Consider the following 20,635-nt stretch of genomic DNA (forward strand, 5'->3'; position numbering starts at 1 on the left):
GCTATACCGACCCGCGGTCGGCTATGCGCCCGTGCCCGCCCGCGGCGCACCGGAGCCCCGCACCGCCGCAGAATGGCGCGGAAATCACCGCGAGAAGGGCTGGGACATGGAGACCGAACAGTCGGGCAGCACCGGCTTCGACGCCGCCGTCGACGGCGTGTTCGCCCCCACCGACAAGCCGGGCGGGACCCTCCGCCTGGTGCGTACCGACGACTTCGACTCGCTCGATCCCGGCAATACCTACTACGCCTACACCTGGAACTTCCTCCGCCTGATAGGCCGGACCCTGGTCACCTTCGACACGGCGCCCGGCAAGGACGGCCAGCGGCTGGTTCCCGACCTCGCCGAGTCGCTGGGCGAGAGCTCGGACGGCGGCCGGACCTGGACCTACCGGCTGCGACCCGGCCTGCGTTACGAGGACGGCACCCCGGTCGTCGCCGCGGACGTCAAGTACGCGATCGCCAGGAGCAACTACGGCACGGACGTGCTGGGCGTCGGCCCCACGTACTTCCGCCACCTCCTCGGCACCGACTACGGCGGCCCGTGGCGCGAACCGGAGGTGGACGGCCCGGTCACCGTGGAGACGCCCGACGACCGCACCCTGGTCCTGAAGCTGAACGAGCCCTTCGCCGGCATGGACCTGCTCGCCACCATGCCGAGCACCACACCCGTTCCGAGGGACCGCGACACCGGCATCGGCTACCGGCTCGGCCCCGTCGCGACCGGTCCGTACCGCGTGGAGTCCTACGAGCGCGGCAAGCTCGTGGTCCTCGAGCGCAACCCGCACTGGGACCCGGAGACCGACCCCGTGCGCCGGCAGCGCGCCGAACGCATCGAGGTGCACCTGGGCAAGGACCCGCACGAGGTGGACCTCATGCTGCTCTCCGGCCAGGCGCACATCGACCTCGCGGGCTTCGGCGTGCAGCCCGCGGCCCAGGAGCGCATCCTGGCCGACCCCGGACTCCGCGCCAACGCGGACAACCCGCTGACCGGCTTCACCTGGATCTACTGCCTCTCCAGCCGGATCACGCCGTTCGACAACGTGCACTGCCGCCGCGCCGTGCAGTTCGCCACGGACAAGGCGGCCATGCAGGAGGCGTACGGCGGGTCCGTGGGCGGGGACATCGCCACCACGATCCTGCCGCCGACCATCGACGGCTACCAGCCGTTCGACCGCTACCCCGTCGGTGAGGACAGCACCGGGGACCTCGACGCGGCCCGCGCCGAACTGGCCCTCGCCGGCATGCCGGACGGGTTCCGCACGAAGATCGCGGCGCGCAAGGACCGCCTCAAGGAGTACCGGGCGGCCGAGGCGCTGGCGGCGGGACTGGCCCGCGTCGGCATCGAGGCCGAGGTGCTGGACTTCCCGTCCGGCGACTACTTCGACCGGTACGGCGGCAGCCCCGAGTACCTGCGCGAGCACGGCATCGGGATCATCATGTTCGGCTGGGGGGCGGACTTCCCCGACGGCTACGGCTTCTTCCAGCAGATCGTCGACGGCCGCGCCATCAAGGAGCGCGGCAACCAGAACATGGGCGAGCTGGACGACCCGGAGATCAACGGCCTGCTCGACCAGGGGGCCGTCAGCGCCGACCCGGAGGAGCGCGCGGCGATCTGGCACCGCATCGACCGGCTGACCATGGACCACGCCGTGATCGTGCCCTACCTCTACCCGCGCTCCCTGCTCTACCGCCACCCCGACGCCCGCAACGTGTTCGTCACGGGGTCCTTCGGGATGTACGACTACGTGGCGCTGGGAGCACGCTGACCCCGCGCGGTGCGGCCGGCGGACCCGTCGGCCGCACCGCGGCCTCAGCCCCGGCCGGCGACCGCGGGCCGCACCGCCCCGCGGTCGGCCGCGGCCCGTCCCGGGCGCACCGCACCGCCCCGGGGAGTCCGGTGCGTCCGGCGCTGCGCACTGCCGGACGGTTCGGCGGCCGGCGGCGTGTCCGCCGGGAGCGCGCCCACCGCCCGTAGCTCGGCCTCGAATCCGGCCAGCCCCGCCAGGAACTGACGCGTCGGCGCCGTCAGGTCGGTCCCGCGAGAACTGCGCACCAACAGCCTTGCTCCGAGACGGAGTTCGAGGCGGTGAATGCGCCGGGTCAGGGCCGACTGGCTGATCGAGAGGACGGCCGCGGCGCGGTTGATGCTGCCGTTGTCGGCGACCGCGCGCAGCAGATGAAGGTCCTCCACGTCGATCCGGACCGACTCGTCGGGCAGGGCCGGCGGGGCCTGGAGACCGCTGGCGGCCGCATCCGTGCGCCGCTCCAGTGCCGCACGCTGTCCGCGCAGCCAGTCGGCCCACCACGGATCGCGCAGCATGTCCCCGTGCTGCGCGGTGAACCTGCTGAGGCAGCGGGCCGTGAGCAGCGCCGCCAACTGCTGTGCCAGCGACCCGGGGACGACGGCTGGATCGACGAGCAGCCCCGCGGCCCGCCTCGGCCGCTCCACCAGCGAGCGGCGCACCAGGGAGGGCGCGAACACCGCCGGGCAGGCCGGGGAGCCCAGGCCGACCGCGTCGCCGCGCCGCAGCATCCCCCGCGCGACCGACGCGCCGGTGACCTGGATGCGGGCGGGCGGCGTGAGGCCCGCCGACCGGTAGACCCCGCTCACCAGCACCTCCGACTCCGGCCCGGCCTCCGACACCCAGTTCTCGTCGCGGAGATCGGCGAGGGAGAGCGCGTCGCGGCCGGCCAGCGGATGGCCCAGGGGCAGCGTCACCCACAGGGGGTCGTCCAGGACCTCGTACGTCCGCACGGTCCGCTCCACGCCGTGCGAGAGGGCGCTGAGCCCCCAGGTGTGCGCGGCGTCCACCCGGTACCCGTCGAGCTGCCGGAGCACCTGCCCCGGCGTGTCGTGGCTGACCGACAGGAGGATGCCGAGGGAGTCGGCCGCGTCCTCGACCAGGTCCTCCATCAGCGGTTCGGCGGTGGCGATGTTCAGGATGCGGGGGGCGTTCAGCGCCTCCGCGCCCCGCCCGTAGATGTCCGTCTGCACGGCCTGGTCGACCTGGCGGAAGAACCGCCGTCCGGCGACGAGCACCCGCGCGCCGTCCGGGCTGAGCCGGGCGGTACGCGCGTCGCGCAGCGTCAGCGTCAGCCCCGTCGCGTGGTCCAGCCGGTCCAGCCGGCGCTGCGCGGCCGGAGGTCTCAGCCCCGCTCTGCGAGCGGCTTCGGCCAGGTCACCGCACTGTCCGATCGCGTCCAGCAGCCGCAGATCCGGACGCGACAGGGGCAGACGCGTCAGCCGGTCGGGGACGGAGGGCACGTGTATCGCAGAAGGCACGGACGGCTTCCTTACGGTTATGGATGACGCCTCTTCTTCACCTGTGACGGCCTGATGCGGCTCACGTTAGGCAGGCGTTCTCTTCGCTCGCTCCTCTCACCCCCTAGCGGTCCCCGAGCGGTCCCCGAGCGGTCCCCGAGCGGCCCGGACGGCCCCGGACAGCACGAAGGCGGGCACCGCGCAGTGCGGTGCCCGCCGTCGGGACGGGCCTCAGGCCTGGTCGGTGGGGCGGATGAAGATCTCGTTGACCGTGGCGTGCGGGGGAGCGGTGACGGCGTACAACACCGCCTCGGCGATGTCCTCGCTCTGCAACTGCCTGATCTTCGCGACGCGTTCGGTGATCGCCGCCTTGGACGGCGCGTGCGTGATGTGTTCCCGCAGCTCGGTCTCCACCGTGCCCGGCTCGATGACCACCACCCGCACCCCGCGTTCGGTCACCTCCTGCCGCAGCCCCTCGCTGAACCCGTTCACGGCGAACTTCGTGGCGTTGTAGACGGCGCTGCCCCGTCCCACCACCCGGGCGGCGATGGACGAGATCTGGACGATCGTGCCCTGGTTCCTGATCAGTTCGGGCAGGGCGGCGTGGGTCGTGTACATCAGGCCCATCACGTTGGTGTCCATCATCCGGGTCCAGTCCGTGGTGTCGGCGTCCTCCACAGGCCCCAGCAGCATCAGCCCCGCGTTGTTCACCAGGATGTCGAGCCGGCCGAGCGTGTCGACGGTGGTGCGCACGGCCGCGGCCACGGCCTGTTCGTCGGTGACGTCCAGTCCGAGGACCAGGACGGTGGCGCCCTTCGCCTCCAGTTCGGTGCGCAGTTCCTCGAGGCGGTCGAGGCGCCGTCCGGCGACGGCGACCGAGGCCCCGGCCCCCGCAAGGGCGCGTGCGGTGGCACGGCCGATTCCTGATCCCGCTCCTGTGACGAGCGCGACGTGTCCCTGTAGCGATGAACTCATGTGGTCCTCGTTCTCGGGGTGTTGGGCCGGACCGGGAATCCGGCCGAAAAGCGTCCGACGGTACGGCGCGCCGACCGTACCAGCCGGGTGTACGCACGGTGAACGGCCTTCGGCGGCCGTTGTTATGTGCGTTCGTGGCTTGTTATGCGGGTCGGGTCCCCCGAAGGGGAGGCCGGGCGGCGGGCGGTGAGGATGGGGCCGCTACTTCACGTCGGCATGCCCGTGCAGCGATAGGTGGGACCCATGACGCAGGACGCAGCATCCCCGAAGGTGACGGCCGCACCGTCCTACCCGATGGAGCGCGTCTCCCCGATCGATCCGCCGCCACCGCTCGCCCTGCTGAGGTCCGGTCCGGCCGCCAGCCGCATCACGATGTGGGACGGAAGCCAGGTGTGGCTGGTCACGGCGCACCCCCACGTCCGCGCGGTGCTCGCCGACCGCAGGTTCACCGCGGTGACCAGCGCGCCCGGCTTCCCGATGATGACGACCACGTCCGTCCTCGTCCGGGACAAGCCCCACACCGCCTCCTTCATCCGCATGGACGACCCCGACCACTCACGTCTGCGGTCCATGCTCACCCGCGAGTTCCTGCACGGCAGGGCGGAGGCGATGCGGCCCGTCCTGCGGGAGCACCTGGACGGGATGCTCGGCGCCCTGGTCGAGGGCGAACGCCCGGTCGACCTCGTGCGCGGGCTGACCATCCCCGTCCCCTCCCGGGTGATCGCCCTGCTCTTCGGGGTCTCCGACGAGCAGCGCGAACTGATCGAGAACCGCGCCGGCATCCTCATCGACCGCGGCTACCGGCCCGAGCAGGTCGCCGCCGCGCGCGACGAACTGGACGGCCTGCTGCGCGAGGTGGTCGAGGAGCGCATGCGGACCCCCGAGCCCGGCGACGACCTGCTCAGCCGGCTCGTCGTCGACCAGGTCCGCAAGGGCACGCTGACCGTCGAGGAGATGGTCCCGATGTGCCGGCTGCTGCTGGTGGCGGGCCACGGCACGACGACCAGTCAGGCCAGCCTCAGCCTGCTGAGCCTGGTCACCGACCAGGGCCTGGCCGACGCCCTCGCCAAGGACCCGGAACTCCTGCCGAAGGCCGTCGAGGAACTGCTGCGCTACCACTCCATCGTGCAGAACGGGCTCGCCCGCGCCGCGCTGGAGGACGTGGAACTCGGCGACGTGACGATCCGGGCCGGCGAGGGCGTGGTCGTGTCGCTCTCGGCCGGAAACCGCGACGAGTCGGTCTTCCCCGACCCCGACGCCCTGGACCCCGGCCGGGACGCCCGCCGCCACCTGGCCTTCGGCCACGGTATCCACCAGTGCCTCGGCCAGTGGCTGGCCAAGGTCGAACTGGAGGAGATGCTCGCCGGTGTACTGCGCTGGATGCCCGGCGCCCGGCTGGCCGTGCCCTTCGGCGAACTGGACTTCCGGCACGAGGTGTCCAGCTACGGACTCGCCGCACTGCCGGTGACCTGGTGAGCGCCGGCCGGCTGACCGTGGCCGTGGACACGGACGCCTGCTGCGCGATGGGCCGGTGCGCGGCGACCGAACCGCGGGTCTTCGACCAGGACCCGGACACCGGCACGGTGATCCTGCTCATGGCCGAACCACCGCCCGAACTGCACGAGACGGTCCGGCTGTGCGCCGAGCTCTGCCCCTGCACGGCCATCACTGTCACCGAGGACTGACACCACCGGTCGGCAACGGCCGTCGAGGAGCGATGATGATCGATCAGCCCGGTTCCGACGCCTCCGTCCGCCCGGACGCGCAGGCCGCGCTCGACGGGGACACCACCCCGCTCGGGCGCCGCACCCACTGGGCGGTGGAACTGCTCACCGCCCCCGCGGCGCCCCGGGACGAGGACCTGTCCGGAGCCTTCGTGCCCGTCTTCCTCGCCCGGCACCCGCAGGGCTTCGCCGCGACGGTCGGACAGTGGCGGGGCCTCGGCCCGTTCACCGTCACCGACTACCAGCCGGTGGCGCACAAGTCGTGGGTCACCCTGGAGGGACCGGGGGGAGTCCGCTCGACCCTGTCGCTGACCCTCGACTCCACCGGGCTGATACGCGTTCTGCACCTCGGGCCCGAGGTCGTCACACCCGAGGTCCGCGCCTGGGAGGACCTGGAGCGGGCGCTGGAGCAGCCCGGAGTGACCTGGTCGGCCCTGGTGACCCGCGAGGAGGACGGCGTCACCAGGACGCTCTACGCCAAGGACGCAGACCGGCCGATGCCCAACGGCTCGTCGTACAAGCTCTACCTCATGCGCGCGCTGGCACAGGCGGTCGCCGCGGGCTCCGTGCGGTGGGACGACCGGGTGACGGTCACCCCGGCCCTGCGGAGCCTGCCCACCGGGGACATGCAGGAGCTCCCGGACGGCACCCGGGTCGGGGTCCGCGAGACCGCCTACAAGATGATCGCGATGAGCGACAACACGGCCGCCGACCTCATCCAGGACCTGCTGGGCCGGGACGCGGTGGAGCGTGCCGTGGTGGAGGGCGGGCACGCCGATCCGTCGCTGCTGCGGCCGTTCCTGACGAGCCATGAGGTCTTCGAGATCGGCTGGGGCGACCCGGAGCTGCGGGCCGGGTGGGCCGCCGCGGACGAGGAGGGCCGCCGCCGGCTCCTCGAGCGGATCGCCGGCCCGATGACCGTGCGCGGGTCGGACCTCGGACCCACCGTGCACCAGCAGGGCCTGGACTGGCACATGAGCGCCTGGGACGTGTCACGGGTGCTCGGCGCCCTGACCGACGACGCGGCACGGGACACGAGCGGCGTCGTCGACGACATCCTGACGGCGTATCCCGGGGTTCCCGTCGACTCCGCCCGCTGGCCGCGCGTGGTGTTCAAGGGCGGGTCGTGCCCCGGCGTCATGATGTTCTGCTGGCTGCTGGAGGACCCCGACGGCGTACGCCGCACGCTGGTGCTCCAGCAGTGCGCCGACGACCAGAAGCTCATCGGCGACGGACAGTTCCTGAGGGGCATGGGCGCCCGCGTCATCGAATCCGGCCTGCTCGGCGGTACCTCCCGGTGACCGCCCGGGACCGTTCGCTGGCCGTCCTGGTGGCCGTGCTCTGGGGGCTGAACTTCCTCGCGGTGCGGGTCGGCCTCGACCACTTCCCGCCGTTCTTCCTGGCGGCGCTGCGCTACCTGGTGCTCGCGGTCCCGGTGGTCCTCTTCGTACCCCGCCCCGGGGTACGGCTGCGCTGGCTCCTCGGATACGGACTCGGCTTCGGCGTGGCCCAGTTCGGGCTGCTCTTCCTCGCCATCGAGCAGGGCATGCCCTCGGGGCTTGCGTCCGTCGTGGTGCAGGCCTCGGCACCGTTCACCGTGCTGCTCGGGGCCCTGCTGCTGCGCGAGCGCGTCTCCGGGCGGCAGCTGGCCGGCATCGGACTGGCGGTGCTGGGCATGGCCGTGATCGCGGTGGACCGGGCGCGCACGGCGCCGCTGCTTCCCCTGGTGCTGACCGTGCTCGCCGCGCTCGGCTGGGCCGTCGGCAACCTGGCCAGCCGGCAGGCGAGGCCGGAGTACCCGCTGCGCTTCGCCCTGTGGATGGCGGTGGTCCCGCCCCTTCCGCTGCTCGCGCTGTCCGCGGTGATGGAGGGCCCCGCCACCGGGTGGCGCGCCCTGGGGTCGTCCTTCGGCCCCGAGGGCTGGCCGGGCCTGGTCGCACTCGTCTACATCGCGGTGCTCGGCAGCGTCGTGGGCTCCGGGATCTGGACGGCGCTGCTCAAGCGCTATCCGGCGGGTGTGGTCGCGCCGTTCTCGATGCTCGTGCCGGTGGTCGGCATGGCCGGCGCCTGGCTGGCGCTGCACGAGCGGCCCACCGGATGGGCCGTCGCCGGCGGGGTGGCCGTGGTCGCCGGGGTGCTGCTCGGCACGGGCTGGCTGCCCCGCTTCCTGCGGGACCGCGACGGCACGGCGGCCGCCCCACGCCTCCCCGGAGGGGGCGGGGGACGGCCGCCGGGCGGTCAGCCGGCCGGAACGACCGGCGCCTCCCAGGAGACCAGGCGCTCCTGAGGGACGAAGCCCATCGCCCGGTTGAGGGCGATCATCGGGTGGTTGTCGTCGGCGTTGGCCGTCTCGATCAGCCGCACCCTGGGCTCGTACTCGCGGACGTGGGCGAGGTTCGCGAGTTTGAGCAGCAGCCCCAGGCCGTGACCGCGGTGCCCCCTGGCCACCACGGTCATGCCCTGAAGCAGGTGCCGCGGGTTCCCGGTCGTCTTGGACGCGCTGGTGAAACCCGCGAGTTCACCGGACTCCTCGTGGACGGCGCCCACGTGGTACGCGCGCCTCCCACGGCCCACCCGCATCCGCTCGTAGCGGCGCACATGGCTCGTGCGGACAGCCTCGGGACCCTCGCCCCAGGTCTCCGGCAGGCTCTCGCCCAGTGACTGGCCGAGCTCGGACACGGCGATCGCGAACCCGTCGGGCGTGACGGTTCCCCACCGCTGGAGCCGGTAGCCGGCCGGGACTTCGGGGATGCCGCCGGACGACGGGTCGTGCCGGTCCAGGTCGAGCCACTGGTGGACGCCCTCGGGGCCCTCGGACCGGGTGGCGCCCAGCGAGGCCGCGAACGCGGCGGGCCCCTCGTGGCGTACGGGCCCTCCCGGCAGCGCCTCGACCACATCGCCGACGAGCAGGGTGCGGCCGTGCTGCCCGGCAAGCGCGCCGGCCCGCCGGAAGAGGGCCGTCCCGATTCCCTGGCGGCGCTCCTTCGGCGCGGTCAGCAACTGGTCGACGACGGCGACGGGCGCCCCGTCGGGAAGCACGAGCCGGAGCGCGCCGACCGCCTGCCCGTCCAGGAAGGCGACCTCGCCTGCCAGCACGGTGTCCGGCGGTGCGAAGCGCACCGATCCGGTCAGGTCCGCCGCACAGGGCGGGGCGGCGGACAGCGGGACGTCCTCGGCGCTGTCCGTGGTGAGCCGGAGCCAGGCGTCCGACGTGGCCGGGTCTCCGGCGTCCAGCGGGACGAAGCGGAGGTCCGCTGCTGCGTAGTTCATACGGTGTCGTTCTCCCGGTCGGTGCGGGTATCGGTCACGCCCATGGCCTGGATGTCGTACAGGCCGAAGGCGGGGTGGACGTACACATTCGTGGTGCGGGGGCCCCGGTAGTGCAGGGTCTTGTCGTGCACCAGCGGCAGGATGACCGCGTGGTCCATGACCCGGCGCTCCACCTCACGCCACAGTTCGGCACGGGCAGCCGGGTCGGCGGTGTGCAGCCCCGTGTCGATCAGCTCGTTGACCTTCGGGTCGTCGAGCTCGGCGATGTTCCAGTTGCCGCCGCCGGGGCGGATCAGCCGGCCGTCCACCAGCGGGGCCAGGAAACCGTACTCGGTGGGGAAGTCGGCGCCCCAGTCGGTGACGATGAGACCGAGCCCGTGCTCGCGGATCGTCTCCGGCGAGCCCGCGCCCTGGCTGAAGTAGGTCGCGACGTCAAGTTCCTTGACGGTCAGCCGGATGCCGACCCGGGCGAGGGACTCGACGACCGCGTCGGCGACCAGCCGGAACTTGCCGCGCTGGGTGCCGATGACGGCGTCGAAACCGTCGGGGAGCCCGGCGGCGGCCAGCTCCGCGCGGGCCGCGTCGAGGTCGCCGCGCAGACCGGGACCGGTCGGGTACCGGTCGAGCGGCTGGTGGGCGGGCAGCTTCGGGGGGAACAGCGCGGTGGTCAGGTCGCCTCCGGTGACCGGTCCGCCGCGGGCCTCCTGGAGCAGGATCTTGTCGGCCGCGTAGTGCACGGCCCGCCGCACGTGCACGTTGTCGAACGGTGGGATGTGCGGCTGGAGCGAGACGAAGTGCAGGAAGCTCGTCTTCGGGTTGTCCGTGCGCGAGCGCAGCACCGGATCGTCCGCCAGGCGTGCCTGGGCGGCGTGCTGGAGGCCGCGCCCCTCCAGGTTGATGTCGAACTCCCCGGCCGTCAGGCGCTCGTCCATGTCGTCGAGGCCGAGCCCGATGGTGACGTCCACCAGGTCCGGGAGCGCCGGCCGCACCGGGTCGGTCGCCCGGTCCCAGTAAGGGTTGCGTTCCAGCAGGAGCCTGCTGCCCGGGGCGTGCTCGGCGACCCGGTACGGGCCGGTGCAGCGCGGGTCGTCGCCGTAGCGCGCACCCGTGTCCGCCTTCCGGGGCACGGGGGAGACGCACGGCTGCGCCATCAGGTGGTCGAAGTCGGAGAACGGGGTGCGCAGCCGGAACACGATCGTGCGTGCGTCGGGGGTGAGCACGGCGGGCAGGCCGTCCTCACCGCCGTCCCGGTAGGGCCCGGCGTACGGGCGGTCCGGGTCGTCCAGCAGCGGAACCAGGTAGGTGGGGCCGCCGGGCAGCACGTCCTGCGCGAAGATGCGCTGCACGGCGTACCGTACGTCCGCCGACGTCACCGGGGTGCCGTCGTCGAAGCGGATGCCCTCACGGAGCCGGTAGGTCCAGGTCCGGTTGCCGTCGCTCGCCACGCCCGGTGCCTCGGCGAGGTCGGGTACGGGCACCAGTCCGGCCGGCCCCGGATCGGTGGGATAGGCCATCAGGGTCCGGTTCAGCAGCCGTTGCAGCAGCCACACCCAGACGTAGTAGGTCCGCGCGGGGTCGAGGGAGTCGACGTCGGCGGAGGAGACCAGCCGCAGGGTGCCCCCGCGCCGGTCCGACGGGTTGACACACGCTCCGACGGCGGCGTTCCAGCCGCCGCCCTCCTGGGAGCCGGTGGCGGAACTCATCGTGGCGTCCTCTCCCGGTCCTCGGCGTGCGTGCCCGCGGTGTCCTCCGTACGGCGCAGCGGCAGCAGGTACGAACGCTGCTCGCTGACCCGGCAGCCCCGGGCCAGCTTGGCCTTGACGCTGCCGATCCCGGCGTGCAGGACGGTGGCGCCTTCCTTGGCGGCGGCGTCCAGCACCTCGTAGTACAGGACGTCGTAGTAGAGGGGCAGCTTGCCCTGGGCCTCGTAGTCGAAGCCGGCGCGGTGGCCGTACCACTGCTCCTCGCCACGGGCCCGCGACCGAAGCACCATGCCGAAACCGATGACGGCGCCCCGCTGCCGGGCCACCGAGACCAGGACGTCGTCGCCCATGATCTCGGCGATCCGGCCGATCATCCGCGCCGAGCCCTCGTCGCTCGCCGGATTCCCGTACTTGCGCAGGAGGTTGGCGTCGAGCTGCCCGAGGCGCGGGCAGAGCTCCTGGGTCAGCGGTTCGACGTTCACCTCGACGCCCGCCTCGGCCAGCGCCCGGCGTTCCAGACGCACCCGGCGGCGCCGGTGGGCGCTCATCTCCTCGACGAACTGCTCGAAGCCGCCCGGAGGGATGTCCAGCCAGGCGTAGTGGTCCGAGGGATGGTGGTGGTAGCCGCGGCTCTCCAACAGCGCGACGAGCGACGTGTCGCGCACGTCCACGTGCGGGAAGCAGACCGTGACCGCTCCGCGGTCGGCCGCCATCGCCTCGGCCCTGCCCACCAGGGCGGCGAGGTCGTCCGCGGTGGCGTCGGCGGAGGCGAGGGTACGGGTGCGGCCCAGGTGCCGCCCACCGCAGACCAGGGAGGGCAGCAGGCTGTCCGGATCGCCCCCCGCGACCTCGCGGAGCACGGCGGCCGCCTCGGGAACGTCCTGCTCCAGGGCGCGCTTCAGCATCGCGTCCGGCCGGGCGAGCAGCCAGGCCACGGAGGTGTCGGCCCAGGCGGTCACCAGCCCGGCGACCGGGACGCCGCCCCGCTCGCGCACCAGGAAGTCCATCGCCGTACCGGAGTTGTGCTCCTGCACGGTGAGCCACCGGGGGGTCTGGAAGAAGTCCTCCGCCCCCAGCAGCGAGTCCCAGCCCGCCGCTTCCAGCCCGGCTGCGCCCTCGACCGCCCGCACACCGTCCGGGCCTTCGGTATACGGGCTCACCGGAGGTCTTCCTCGACGACGAAGTCCAGCAGGGCGGCGGCCTTGTCCGCGAGCTCCTGGGCGGCCACCCGGTCCGGCCCGTTGCAGTACGTGAAGCCCACGCACGAGGAGTTGTCCATGCGCTGGAGCAGGTGGTCACCCTTCTCGACGTGCAGCAGCACCTGCACGTTCTCCACGGCCTCGGCCGCCTCCAGCCCGTCGATGCGGGCCAGCGTCCCGCGCCGTGCCGGGTAGATCATGCGCACGGCCGCGCCACCGTTGTGGACGACCGGCTCGATCGGCGGGGTGACCCCGATGGTGAGCAGCCAGGCGTCCAGGATCGGGCTGCGGCCGGTGACGTCGGTGACCAGCATCGTCATGCAGCTCGACGGGGTACGGGGGTTGGCCTCGATGATCCGCCAGCCCGACTCCGTGCGCCGCACCTCGGTGTGGCAGGGGCCGTGCCGGTACCCGATCATCTCCAGGGTCGTGCGGACCACGTGGTACAGCTCGTCGCGCTCCTCGTCGGACAGCGGCACCGGGAAGGTGTGCCCGCACTCGATGTAGGCGGGGTCGCCGAAGAGGTCCTTGGACGTCACACCGAAGACATGGGTGTGCCCGTCCACGGTCATCGTCTCGACGCTGACCTCCACCCCCTCGACGTACTGCTCCAGCAGCACGTCACCGCTGCGCGGCTGGCCGCGCAGGCTGTGCCGGACGGCGGAGAGCTCCTCCCACGCCTCGACCAGGCCCGTCATGTCGTCGACCCGGCGGACCCCGTAACTGATGGCCTCCGCCGGGGGTTTGGCGATCATCGGGAAGCCGAGACGGCGGGCGGCCTCGTCGAGCTGGCTCCGGTGGCCGACCAGTACGTGGGGGATGTTGAAGGGCTGGTCGCCGAGCGCGATCCGCAGGTGGTCCTTGATGTTCGCCGTGCGCACCGCGGCGGGATCGGGACCGGGCAGCCCGAGACGCCGGGCGGCCAGGGCGGCGAGTTCGGTGTGGTAGTCGGAGAACGACGTGACGCCGTCCACCAGGGGCGCACCGTCGTCCCCCGTGACGACGGCGAGCACCGCGTCGAGGTCCGTGGTGTCGACGTCGATCACCCGGTCCACGATGGCCAGCGGGTGGGTGTCCCAGTCGTGCCCGTGGGTGTACCAGGACCGGTCACCCGTCAGCAGCCACACTTCGAGGCCGTGTTCCTGCGCCTGCTTCAGACCGAGGACGAAGGGGTGGTTCTGCATGTGCTCGACGATCGCGATCCGCTTCCCGGCGAACCTCGCGTAGTCGGCCAGAGGTGTTGTCATCGGACGCCTCCCGTGTGGGTGATGTGCAATCGACCGGTTCCGGGTTCTCGGGGATCAGTTGAACCGTCCCCGGGCCGGCCGTGCCATGCCCCGGGCGGCAGGACGCATAGGCGGCGGGCGAGGCGCATAGGAGGTCCGGGGCCGGCGCGGGAGAGCCGGGGCCGCCGGCGGAGCACCGCGCCGACCACCTGCCGCGCCCGCGCCGTGACACCGGGCAGACTCGACTGCTGACCACCGACTGCCAGACCCGCGTGCCAGACCCGCGTGCCAGACCCGCGTGCCAGACCCGCGTGCCAGTCCCGCGTCGAGGCTGCCGGCACGGCGCACCGCGACCGCCCGCCGTGCCGTGGACCGCCCGTACGAGAAGGGAGGCGGTACCGGACAGGTCCGGTACCGCCTCCCTTGGTGCTCCGCAGCTCAGACGCCGCGGTCGTCGTCCTGGATGTGGACCGCCGCCTCCTCCGCGGAGGCCGCGCCACCGTCGATGCCCACGTCGCGGCCCATCACCCGGTTGTTGCGCAACTGGTCCGCCTCGTCCGCCTCGGCGACGCGTCCCGCACGCTCGTCCCCCGCGTCGTCCTCCTCCGGACCGTTGTCCTCGGGACCGTCCGCCAGGACCGGGTCCGGCTCCGGTTCCTCCTGCGAGAGGCGCATGTCGAGGGACTCGCCCTCCCTCTGCTCCTCGTCGGTCGTGCCGTACTTCGTCACGCCCAGAGGCTTCTCGGGCGGGGAGTAGCCCGAGTCCAGTACGTCGTCGAGGTCGGGCTCGTCGAGCACGTTCTCCGGATCGAGCTCGTCCGTCGGCCGGTTGTCCGCATCGGACCCGTCCGGCTGGTAGACGTCGTCACCGCGTCCTTCGTCCGACATCCGGTCGCTCCTTCCCTTGAGGTATGCCGCGTCCGCCGTAGCCCGTAGCCGGGTCTGCGGCGTCGCCGCTCTCCTGCCCACGTGAGGGCGAGTCATGGATCCGTCTTCCCACGGACGTCCGTCCGCCCGATCCATCGGCCATCGCGGCAGCCGGGGGGACAGAAGGCCTGGTCAGCCCCATCGAGGCCGTGACCCCTCGGCCCCGGCAGCTTATGGCCGATCCCAGGACGGTGCGACCGGGGGCCGGATCGCCGGCCCGCCGGGGCACGGGCGCGGACCGGTGCGGAACGACAGGTCTCAAGAGGCCGGGAGCGGGCAGACGGCGAGACGCCGGGATCCAGCCCCGCACCCACACGCCCACAGGCCACCGAACGACGGGAACGACATGCCGACCGACATACCGGAGAGACCCGCAGCCCTCGCGGACGCCCACGTCGCCGCCGCGTCCCCGTATCCCGCCGACAGCGCCGTACCCCTGCCGTCCCCGGCAGGCGGACGGTCCGGCGACGTGAACGCGCCGCAGGTACCGGCGACCGCCGGGGGGAACGGCCGGGCCGTGGGCATCATCGCCTCGACGGCGGTCTGCCAGGCCGCCCTGATGGTGGGCCTCGGGCTGCTGATCACCGGGCCCGCCGCCGGCGTCTGGCCGCTGACGGCCGAGGACGCGGTGACCGACGGGCTGGAGCGCGTCCGCACCGCGACCCTCGACAACGTGTCCCTCGTCGTGTCCGAGGCGGGGAACACCGCCACGGTCGTCATCGGCACCCTCATCAGCTGCCTGGTCCTCCTCCTCGTGCCCAGGCTGCCCCGGTGGCGCGACGCGATCTTCCTGGCCGTCGGCGTGTCGTTGCAGTCCCTGGTCTTCCTGGCCATCACCGAGGCGGTGGACCGCAACCGGCCGGACGTCGAACGCCTCGACCCCTCACCCCCGACATCGAGCTACACCTCGGGCCACACGGGGGCCGCGACGGCTCTCTACGCCGGTCTCGCCGTGCTCGTCCTGCACCGCGTGAAGGGCCCCTGGCGCAAGGTCGTCGCAGCCCTGCTGCTGCTCGTGCCCCTGCTGGTCGGCCTCGCCCGGATGTACCGGGGCATGCACCACCCCTCGGATGTCGCGGGCGGCCTCCTCAACGGCGGGCTCTCCCTCCTGATCGTCGGCCGTGCCCTGCTGACCGGGCCGCACGTCCCCGCGCCGGCACCCTCCGGCGAGGTGACGGACGTGCCCCGCACGGCCCCGCCCGAGCGGCCCGCCGGCCGTACCACCGTCGTCTACAACCCCACGGTCACCGACGAGGACGCCCGCAGCGCCCTGCTGCAGGTCCTGGAGGACCACGGCCACCACGGGGCCGCGTTCGTACCGACCACCGCAGACGACCCCGGCGAGGGCCAGACGGCCGACGCGGTGCGGGACGGTGCGACGCTCGTCGTGGTCTGCGGGGGCGACGGCACGGTCCGCGCGGCGGCCGAGGCGCTGGCCGGCACGGATGTACCGCTCGTCGTGGTGCCCTGCGGGACGGGAAACCTCCTGGCCCGCAACCTGGGTCTGCCGGTGAAGCCCGCCGAGGCGCTGGCCGTGTCGCTCGGCGGCACCCCGCGCCGGATCGACCTCGGTCTGATCGAGGGCGACGGGCTGGCTCCCACCCACTTCACCGTGATGTCCGGCGCGGGGCTCGACGCCGCGATGCTGGAGGGCACCAGCGACCGGGCCAAGGCCGTCATCGGGTGGCCCGCCTATGTGATGGCCGGTCTGCGGGAGCTGCGCGCGCCCCGGATGCGTCTCACGGTCTCCGTGGACGGGGCCAAGCCCGTGCGGCGCAGTGCCCGGATGGTGCTCATCGCCAACACCGGCAAGGTGCAGGGCGGGGCGGCCCTGGTGCCGGACGCCCGGCCCGACGACGGGCTTCTCGACCTGCTGATCCTCGACCCGCGCGGACCGGCGGGATGGCTGAGCGCCGCCGGATCGCTCCTGCGTCCCCGACCGCACGCGAAGGCCGGTCCGGACGCGAGGACGGGCGGGGACGCGGGGAGGGGCGAGGAGGCGAGGACCGGCCCGGATACTCCCGGCTCGCACCGGTCCGTCGAGTACTTCACCTTCCGCCGCGCCGAGATCCGCTTCGACGCACCGCAGCCCCGCGAGCTCGACGGCGACCCCGTCGCGGCCGGACGGCACCTCACCGCCCAGGTCAGGCCCGGCGCGCTGACCGTGCTCATGCCCGTCCGGGGGGAGTGACGTGGGTACCGCCACCCGGGTCCCGCAGACCCGCGACATGATCGGCAGCGAGCTCTCCGGTGACGAGGCGCTCGCCACGCTCCGCCGCTACGGCCGCTGGCCGCTGCTGCGCGACTCCTTCGTCCGCTTCCGGTACGCGGACGGGTTCAGCCACTCCCGGGCGCTCGCCCTGCAGACCGTGCTGGCCGTGGTCCCGCTCGTCATCGCCTTCGTCGGGCTGTCCACCGCCCTGCATACGGAGGACCTGGGCAGGGTCGCGGAACTGACGATCCACCGGATCACGGCGGGCCCCAGCGCCGAGGTGGTGGACGACGCGCTGGACCGCAGCCGGCGCCACGCCGACGACGGGGCCCAGCTCGCCCTCTGGTTCGGGCTGGTCTTCTCGCTCACCAACACGACGACCGCGATGTGCCAGATCGAGCGCGGCGCCAACCGGATCTACGGGGTCGAGCGGGACCGGGTGTTCCACCGGAAGTACCTGCGGGGCCTGGTGATGTCGCTGACCGCCGGAATCCCCCTCGGCGTCGGCTTCGTCGCCATGGTGGCCGGCGGTGACCTGGTGGCCGCCGTCGTCGACGTCTACGACCTCGGGGACGGGTCCCGGTCCGCCTGGGACCTGCTGCGCTGGCCCGCCGGGATGCTGCTCGTCATCCTCTCGGCGAGCGCGATATTCCGCCGCTCGCCGAGACGGCGGCAGCCCGGCTACACCTGGCTCGCCTTCGGCGCGGCCGTCTACCTGGTCCTGTGGACCACGCTGACGTGGCTCCTGAGCCTCTACCTCTCGGTCAGCGGTTCCTTCGACACCGTGTACGGCCCGCTGACGGCGTTCATGTCGCTGCTGCTGTGGGCCTACCTCACCTCCATCGCCCTCTTCCTCGGCCTGTCCTTCGCCGCCCAGCTCGAGGCGGTGCGGGCCAAGCGCCCCGGCCCCGTAGAACCCGATCCAGGAGCCTGAATGTCCTTCCGCCCCGCCGCGCCGGCCGCCCGTCGGCGCACCCGTCAGGACGCCGACCGGAGGTTCGGCATCCGGCTGTTCGGCTCCGTCGCCGTCGGAGCCGTCGCGGCGGTCCTGTTCGGCCTGCTGCTGGTCCTCGTGGAGAGCGGGTGGCATCCGCTGCGGCGCCTCGACGCGGGCGCGGCCCGGTGGCTGAACCGGGCCGCCCTGGACCACCCGGCCTGGACCGGCACCCTGCGCTTCTTCTCGGACGTGGTGTGGGATCCGCTGACCCTGCGCGCGGCGGTGGCGTTGCTCACCCTGTGGCTGGTGTACCGCCGGGCGTGGCGGCTCGCCGCGTGGGCGGCGGTCACGGCGGTCGCCGGAGGACTGACGGGGCTGCTCGCGAAGACCGTGGTCGAGCGGGCGAGGCCGGTGCTCCCGGATCCGGTGGCGCACGCCCCGGGCTTCTCGTTCCCCTCCGGCCACGCGATGACGGCCACGACCTCCTTCGCGATCCTGCTGCTCGTCCTGCTGCCCATGGTGCGCAGGGGTCTGCGCCCCCTGTGCTGGGCCGTGGCGGCGGTCTCGGTGCTCGGGGTCGGATTCACCCGTATCGCGCTGGGTGTCCACTGGTTCAGTGACGTGGTCGGCGGCTGGATGCTCGGGCTGGCGGTGGTCGCACTGACCGGCTGGTCCTTCGAGGCGTGGCGCGCGGACGCGGGTATGGGCCGGACCGAGGTGGCCGAGGGCCTGGAACCGGAGCTGAGCGGTGACGACCCCGAGGGACCGGACCCCGAGGATCCGGCCCCCGGGAGACCCGGTCCCGAATCGCCGGGTACGCATCCGCGCCGTTCGCCTGCGCACGGTACGGAGCCGGACGGGCCCTCCGGCCCGGGGCCGGCGGATCCCCGGTAGACGTCCGGCGGACGGCACGCATCCGGCGATTCCGGCCGGTCCCTGCTGCCGCCATCCGCGGTAAGGGAACGTTTGTTCTAATGCGCCGCTAGACTGGCTCCCATGTCCCTACCTCTCCAGGGTTCGCTGTTCGACCAGGCCGGCAGTCCGGGCCTCGGGCCGCTCGCCGGGCTGCACCGCACGGTCCTGGGCGAGGGGGCCTGGATCGACCTGCTGCCCGGCTGGCTGGGCGGCGCCGACGACCTCTTCGGCGGGCTCGTGACCGACGTGCCCTGGCAGGCCGAGCGCCGGCAGATGTACGACCGGATGGTCGACGTGCCGCGCCTGCTCGCCCACTACCGCGAGGGCGACGCGCTGCCCCACCCGCTCCTCGCCGACGCCCGGGAGGCGCTGTCCTCCCACTACGCCGGCGAACTCGGTGAGCCCTTCACCACGGCGGGGCTGTGCTACTACCGGGACGGCCGCGACAGCGTCGCCTGGCACGGCGACCTGAGCGGGCGCAGCAGGCACGAGGACACGATGGTGGCGATCCTCTCCCTCGGTGCCCCGCGTGATCTGCTCCTGCGCCCGGTCGGTGGCGGTGACGTCGTGCGCCGGCCGCTGGGGCACGGCGACCTGATCGTCATGGGCGGGTCCTGCCAGCGCACCTGGCAGCACGCCATCCCCAAGACCGCGCACGCCAAGGGCCCGCGGATCAGCGTCCAGTACCGCACCCGCGGGGTGCGCTGACACGGTCCGGCGGGGAGAGGCCGGGGGAGGGCGCGCCGTCCGGGACACCCGGGGCGACGAGGGGCGTACGCATCGGTCGGCAGCCACGGGGCACGCGAGCCGCATGCACCCCACCCGCGCGCGGGCTGCCGCGTGCCCCGGAGCAAAGGCTTCGCATGGAGGCCGTCCGACCGGGCAGGCGATCCGACGTACGGGAACATTTCCGCTCGAAAGGATACGAACGTGCCCCAGGAGCTGCCCAAGAACGTCTTCGTCATCGGCCTCGACGACGCGAACCTTCCAACACTGGAAGCCGTCCCGGACGCCGACTCGTACAGGTTCCACCGCCTGTTGGGCATCGACGAACTCCAGGAGGGCGAGGTCTCCGTGCCCGTGCTGATGGACCGCGCCCGCGCCGTCCTCGACGCGCACGACGGCAGCATCGACGCGATAGTCGGTTACTGGGACTTCCCGGTGAGCACCCTCGTCCCGATGCTCGGCAAGGAGTACGGCGTGCGTACGACGAGCCTGGAGTCCGTGGTCAAGTGCGAGCACAAGTACTGGAGCCGGCTCGAACAGCAGAAGGTCATCGACGAGTACCCCAGCTTCGGCCGGGTGGACCTGGACACCGACGACCCGAAGCCGCCGGAGGGCGTGAACTTCCCCATGTGGCTCAAGCCCGCCCTGGCCTACTCGTCCGAACTGGCCTACGGGGTGTCGGACATGGCCGAGTTCAGAACCGCGGTCGACCGGATCCGCGAGGGCATCGGCCGGGTCGGCAAGCCCTTCGACTCCGTGCTCGAACTGCTCGAACTTCCGCCGGAGATGCAGGGAGTGGGAGGCCAGGTCTGTCTGGCCGAGGAGACCATGACCGGCATCCAGGTCGCCGTCGAGGGCTACGTCCACGAGGGCGAGGTCACCGTCTACGGCGTGCTGGACTCGATCAACTACCCGGCGTCACCCTGCTTCCTGCGCCACCAGTACCCGAGCGCCCTCCCGGCCCCGGTCATCCGGAAGCTGCACGACGTCAGCGAGCGGACGATGCGTCAGATCGGCATGGAGTCAGCCACCTTCAGCATCGAGTACTTCTACGACCCGAAGACCGCCGACATCGCCCTGCTGGAGATCAACCCCCGGCACTCGCAGTCCCACGCCGAACTCTTCGACTACGTCGACGGAGCCCCGAACCATCACCGCATGCTCAGCCTCGCCCTCGGCAACGACCCCACGCTGACCGGCGCCCGGGGTCCGTACGCGGTGGCCGCCAAGTGGTACTACCGCTGGTTCGGCGACGGGAAGGTCCACGAGGTGCCCACGCCGGAGCGCATCGCCGCGATCGAGGCGGAGATACCCGGGGTGCGCATCGACGTGGTGCCCGAGGAGGGGCAGAAGCTCTCCACCGTCTCCCAGCAGGACAGTTACAGCTACGAGGTCGCCCACATCTTCACCGGGGGCGACGACGAGGACGACATCCGCCGCAAGTTCGACCGGTGCGTGGCCGCCCTCGGGCTCACCTTCGACGAGACGGAGCCGGGGGAGCGCGGCAGGAAGACCCGGTGAGGGGCCGGACCAGCACGACGAAAGGAGGTCGCACAG

At 72.7% G+C, this 20,635-nt stretch carries 17 protein-coding genes; 10 read left to right on the top strand and 7 right to left on the bottom strand.

From position 1 onward, the window contains the following. Positions 1-106: 106 nt before the first annotated feature. Entirely contained in the window at positions 107-1,768 is a 1,662-nt protein-coding gene (locus tag OHT61_RS28360; protein ID WP_329042116.1) for an ABC transporter substrate-binding protein, read from the top strand. Between the two features lie 44 nt (positions 1,769-1,812). On the opposite strand, the gene OHT61_RS28365 is transcribed toward OHT61_RS28360, so the two are convergent. Together OHT61_RS28365 and OHT61_RS28370 are read right to left on the bottom strand one after the other, a co-directional pair. Beyond that, positions 1,813-3,285 (bottom strand): LysR family transcriptional regulator, encoded by a 1,473-nt coding sequence (locus tag OHT61_RS28365; RefSeq protein ID WP_329042117.1) that lies wholly within the window; start codon positions 3,283-3,285, stop codon positions 1,813-1,815. Positions 3,286-3,495: 210 nt separating this feature from the next. Next, positions 3,496-4,239, bottom strand: a complete 744-nt coding sequence (locus OHT61_RS28370; RefSeq protein ID WP_329042118.1) for an SDR family oxidoreductase — start codon at positions 4,237-4,239, stop codon at positions 3,496-3,498. 243 nt (positions 4,240-4,482) lie between these two features. On the opposite strand from OHT61_RS28370, the gene OHT61_RS28375 reads away from it, so the two are divergent. The 4 genes from OHT61_RS28375 to OHT61_RS28390 are packed head-to-tail and all read left to right on the top strand — an operon-like array spanning position 4,483 to position 8,250. Further along, a complete protein-coding gene (locus OHT61_RS28375) occupies positions 4,483-5,715 on the top strand; it encodes a cytochrome P450 (protein WP_329042120.1) in 1,233 nt (410 codons plus the stop codon). Continuing rightward, positions 5,712-5,924: a ferredoxin gene (locus tag OHT61_RS28380; RefSeq protein WP_329042122.1), complete on the top strand. Its 213-nt coding sequence runs from the start codon at positions 5,712-5,714 to the stop codon at positions 5,922-5,924. Before OHT61_RS28375 ends, OHT61_RS28380 begins: the two co-directional genes overlap by 4 nt. 32 nt (positions 5,925-5,956) lie before the next feature. After that, the gene (locus OHT61_RS28385) at positions 5,957-7,264 is read left to right on the top strand and encodes a serine hydrolase (RefSeq protein WP_329042123.1); all 1,308 of its coding nucleotides are present in this window, start codon (positions 5,957-5,959) and stop codon (positions 7,262-7,264) included. Next, the gene (locus OHT61_RS28390; RefSeq protein WP_329042124.1) at positions 7,261-8,250 is read left to right on the top strand and encodes an EamA family transporter; all 990 of its coding nucleotides are present in this window, start codon (positions 7,261-7,263) and stop codon (positions 8,248-8,250) included. The genes OHT61_RS28385 and OHT61_RS28390 overlap by 4 nt, the downstream gene beginning before the upstream one ends. On the opposite strand, the gene OHT61_RS28395 is transcribed toward OHT61_RS28390, so the two are convergent. The 5 genes from OHT61_RS28395 to OHT61_RS28415 form a co-directional block, all read right to left on the bottom strand. Beyond that, positions 8,202-9,233 (bottom strand): GNAT family N-acetyltransferase, encoded by a 1,032-nt coding sequence (locus OHT61_RS28395; protein ID WP_329042126.1) that lies wholly within the window; start codon positions 9,231-9,233, stop codon positions 8,202-8,204. The genes OHT61_RS28390 and OHT61_RS28395 overlap by 49 nt on opposite strands. Continuing rightward, entirely contained in the window at positions 9,230-10,936 is a 1,707-nt protein-coding gene (locus OHT61_RS28400; RefSeq protein WP_329042127.1) for an ABC transporter substrate-binding protein, read from the bottom strand. The genes OHT61_RS28395 and OHT61_RS28400 overlap by 4 nt, the downstream gene beginning before the upstream one ends. Next, on the bottom strand, positions 10,933-12,096 hold the full coding sequence (locus OHT61_RS28405) for a GNAT family N-acetyltransferase (RefSeq protein ID WP_329042128.1): 1,164 nt from the start codon (positions 12,094-12,096) through the stop codon (positions 10,933-10,935). Before OHT61_RS28405 ends, OHT61_RS28400 begins: the two co-directional genes overlap by 4 nt. Beyond that, positions 12,093-13,382 (bottom strand): ATP-grasp domain-containing protein, encoded by a 1,290-nt coding sequence (locus OHT61_RS28410; RefSeq protein ID WP_329042129.1) that lies wholly within the window; start codon positions 13,380-13,382, stop codon positions 12,093-12,095. Before OHT61_RS28410 ends, OHT61_RS28405 begins: the two co-directional genes overlap by 4 nt. Before the next feature lie 417 nt (positions 13,383-13,799). Next, a complete protein-coding gene (locus OHT61_RS28415; protein ID WP_329042130.1) occupies positions 13,800-14,249 on the bottom strand; it encodes a DUF5709 domain-containing protein in 450 nt (149 codons plus the stop codon). Between the two features lie 385 nt (positions 14,250-14,634). Between OHT61_RS28415 and OHT61_RS28420 the strand changes: the two genes are divergently transcribed. From OHT61_RS28420 to OHT61_RS28440, 5 genes are all read left to right on the top strand, one after another. Continuing rightward, positions 14,635-16,479 (top strand): diacylglycerol kinase family protein, encoded by a 1,845-nt coding sequence (locus tag OHT61_RS28420; protein ID WP_329042131.1) that lies wholly within the window; start codon positions 14,635-14,637, stop codon positions 16,477-16,479. Position 16,480: 1 nt separating this feature from the next. Then, on the top strand, positions 16,481-17,434 hold the full coding sequence (locus OHT61_RS28425) for a YihY/virulence factor BrkB family protein (protein ID WP_329042132.1): 954 nt from the start codon (positions 16,481-16,483) through the stop codon (positions 17,432-17,434). Further along, positions 17,435-18,331, top strand: coding sequence for a phosphatase PAP2 family protein (locus OHT61_RS28430; RefSeq protein WP_329042133.1), 897 nt, complete (start codon positions 17,435-17,437; stop codon positions 18,329-18,331). Positions 18,332-18,433: 102 nt separating this feature from the next. Beyond that, entirely contained in the window at positions 18,434-19,060 is a 627-nt protein-coding gene (locus OHT61_RS28435) for an alpha-ketoglutarate-dependent dioxygenase AlkB (protein WP_329042134.1), read from the top strand. Between the two features lie 222 nt (positions 19,061-19,282). Then, positions 19,283-20,599 (top strand): ATP-grasp domain-containing protein, encoded by a 1,317-nt coding sequence (locus tag OHT61_RS28440; protein ID WP_329042135.1) that lies wholly within the window; start codon positions 19,283-19,285, stop codon positions 20,597-20,599. Positions 20,600-20,635: the final 36 nt, after the last annotated feature.

The organism is Streptomyces sp. NBC_00178 (assembly GCF_036206005.1).
Classification (GTDB): Bacteria; Actinomycetota; Actinomycetes; order Streptomycetales; family Streptomycetaceae; genus Streptomyces.

Bases quoted from the DNA above. Each gene is read 5' to 3' on its own strand.
- OHT61_RS28435 (WP_329042134.1), top strand. From the start codon at position 18,434: ATGTCCCTACCTCTCCAGGGTTCGCTGTTCGACCAGGCCGGCAGTCCG.
- OHT61_RS28375 (WP_329042120.1), top strand. From the start codon at position 4,483: ATGACGCAGGACGCAGCATCCCCGAAGGTGACGGCCGCACCGTCCTAC.
- OHT61_RS28430 (WP_329042133.1), top strand. From the start codon at position 17,435: ATGTCCTTCCGCCCCGCCGCGCCGGCCGCCCGTCGGCGCACCCGTCAG.
- OHT61_RS28410 (WP_329042129.1), bottom strand. From the start codon at position 13,382: ATGACAACACCTCTGGCCGACTACGCGAGGTTCGCCGGGAAGCGGATC.
- OHT61_RS28400 (WP_329042127.1), bottom strand. From the start codon at position 10,936: ATGAGTTCCGCCACCGGCTCCCAGGAGGGCGGCGGCTGGAACGCCGCC.
- OHT61_RS28370 (WP_329042118.1), bottom strand. From the start codon at position 4,239: ATGAGTTCATCGCTACAGGGACACGTCGCGCTCGTCACAGGAGCGGGA.
- OHT61_RS28395 (WP_329042126.1), bottom strand. From the start codon at position 9,233: ATGAACTACGCAGCAGCGGACCTCCGCTTCGTCCCGCTGGACGCCGGA.
- OHT61_RS28385 (WP_329042123.1), top strand. From the start codon at position 5,957: ATGATGATCGATCAGCCCGGTTCCGACGCCTCCGTCCGCCCGGACGCG.
- OHT61_RS28415 (WP_329042130.1), bottom strand. From the start codon at position 14,249: ATGTCGGACGAAGGACGCGGTGACGACGTCTACCAGCCGGACGGGTCC.
- OHT61_RS28360 (WP_329042116.1), top strand. From the start codon at position 107: ATGGAGACCGAACAGTCGGGCAGCACCGGCTTCGACGCCGCCGTCGAC.
- OHT61_RS28420 (WP_329042131.1), top strand. From the start codon at position 14,635: ATGCCGACCGACATACCGGAGAGACCCGCAGCCCTCGCGGACGCCCAC.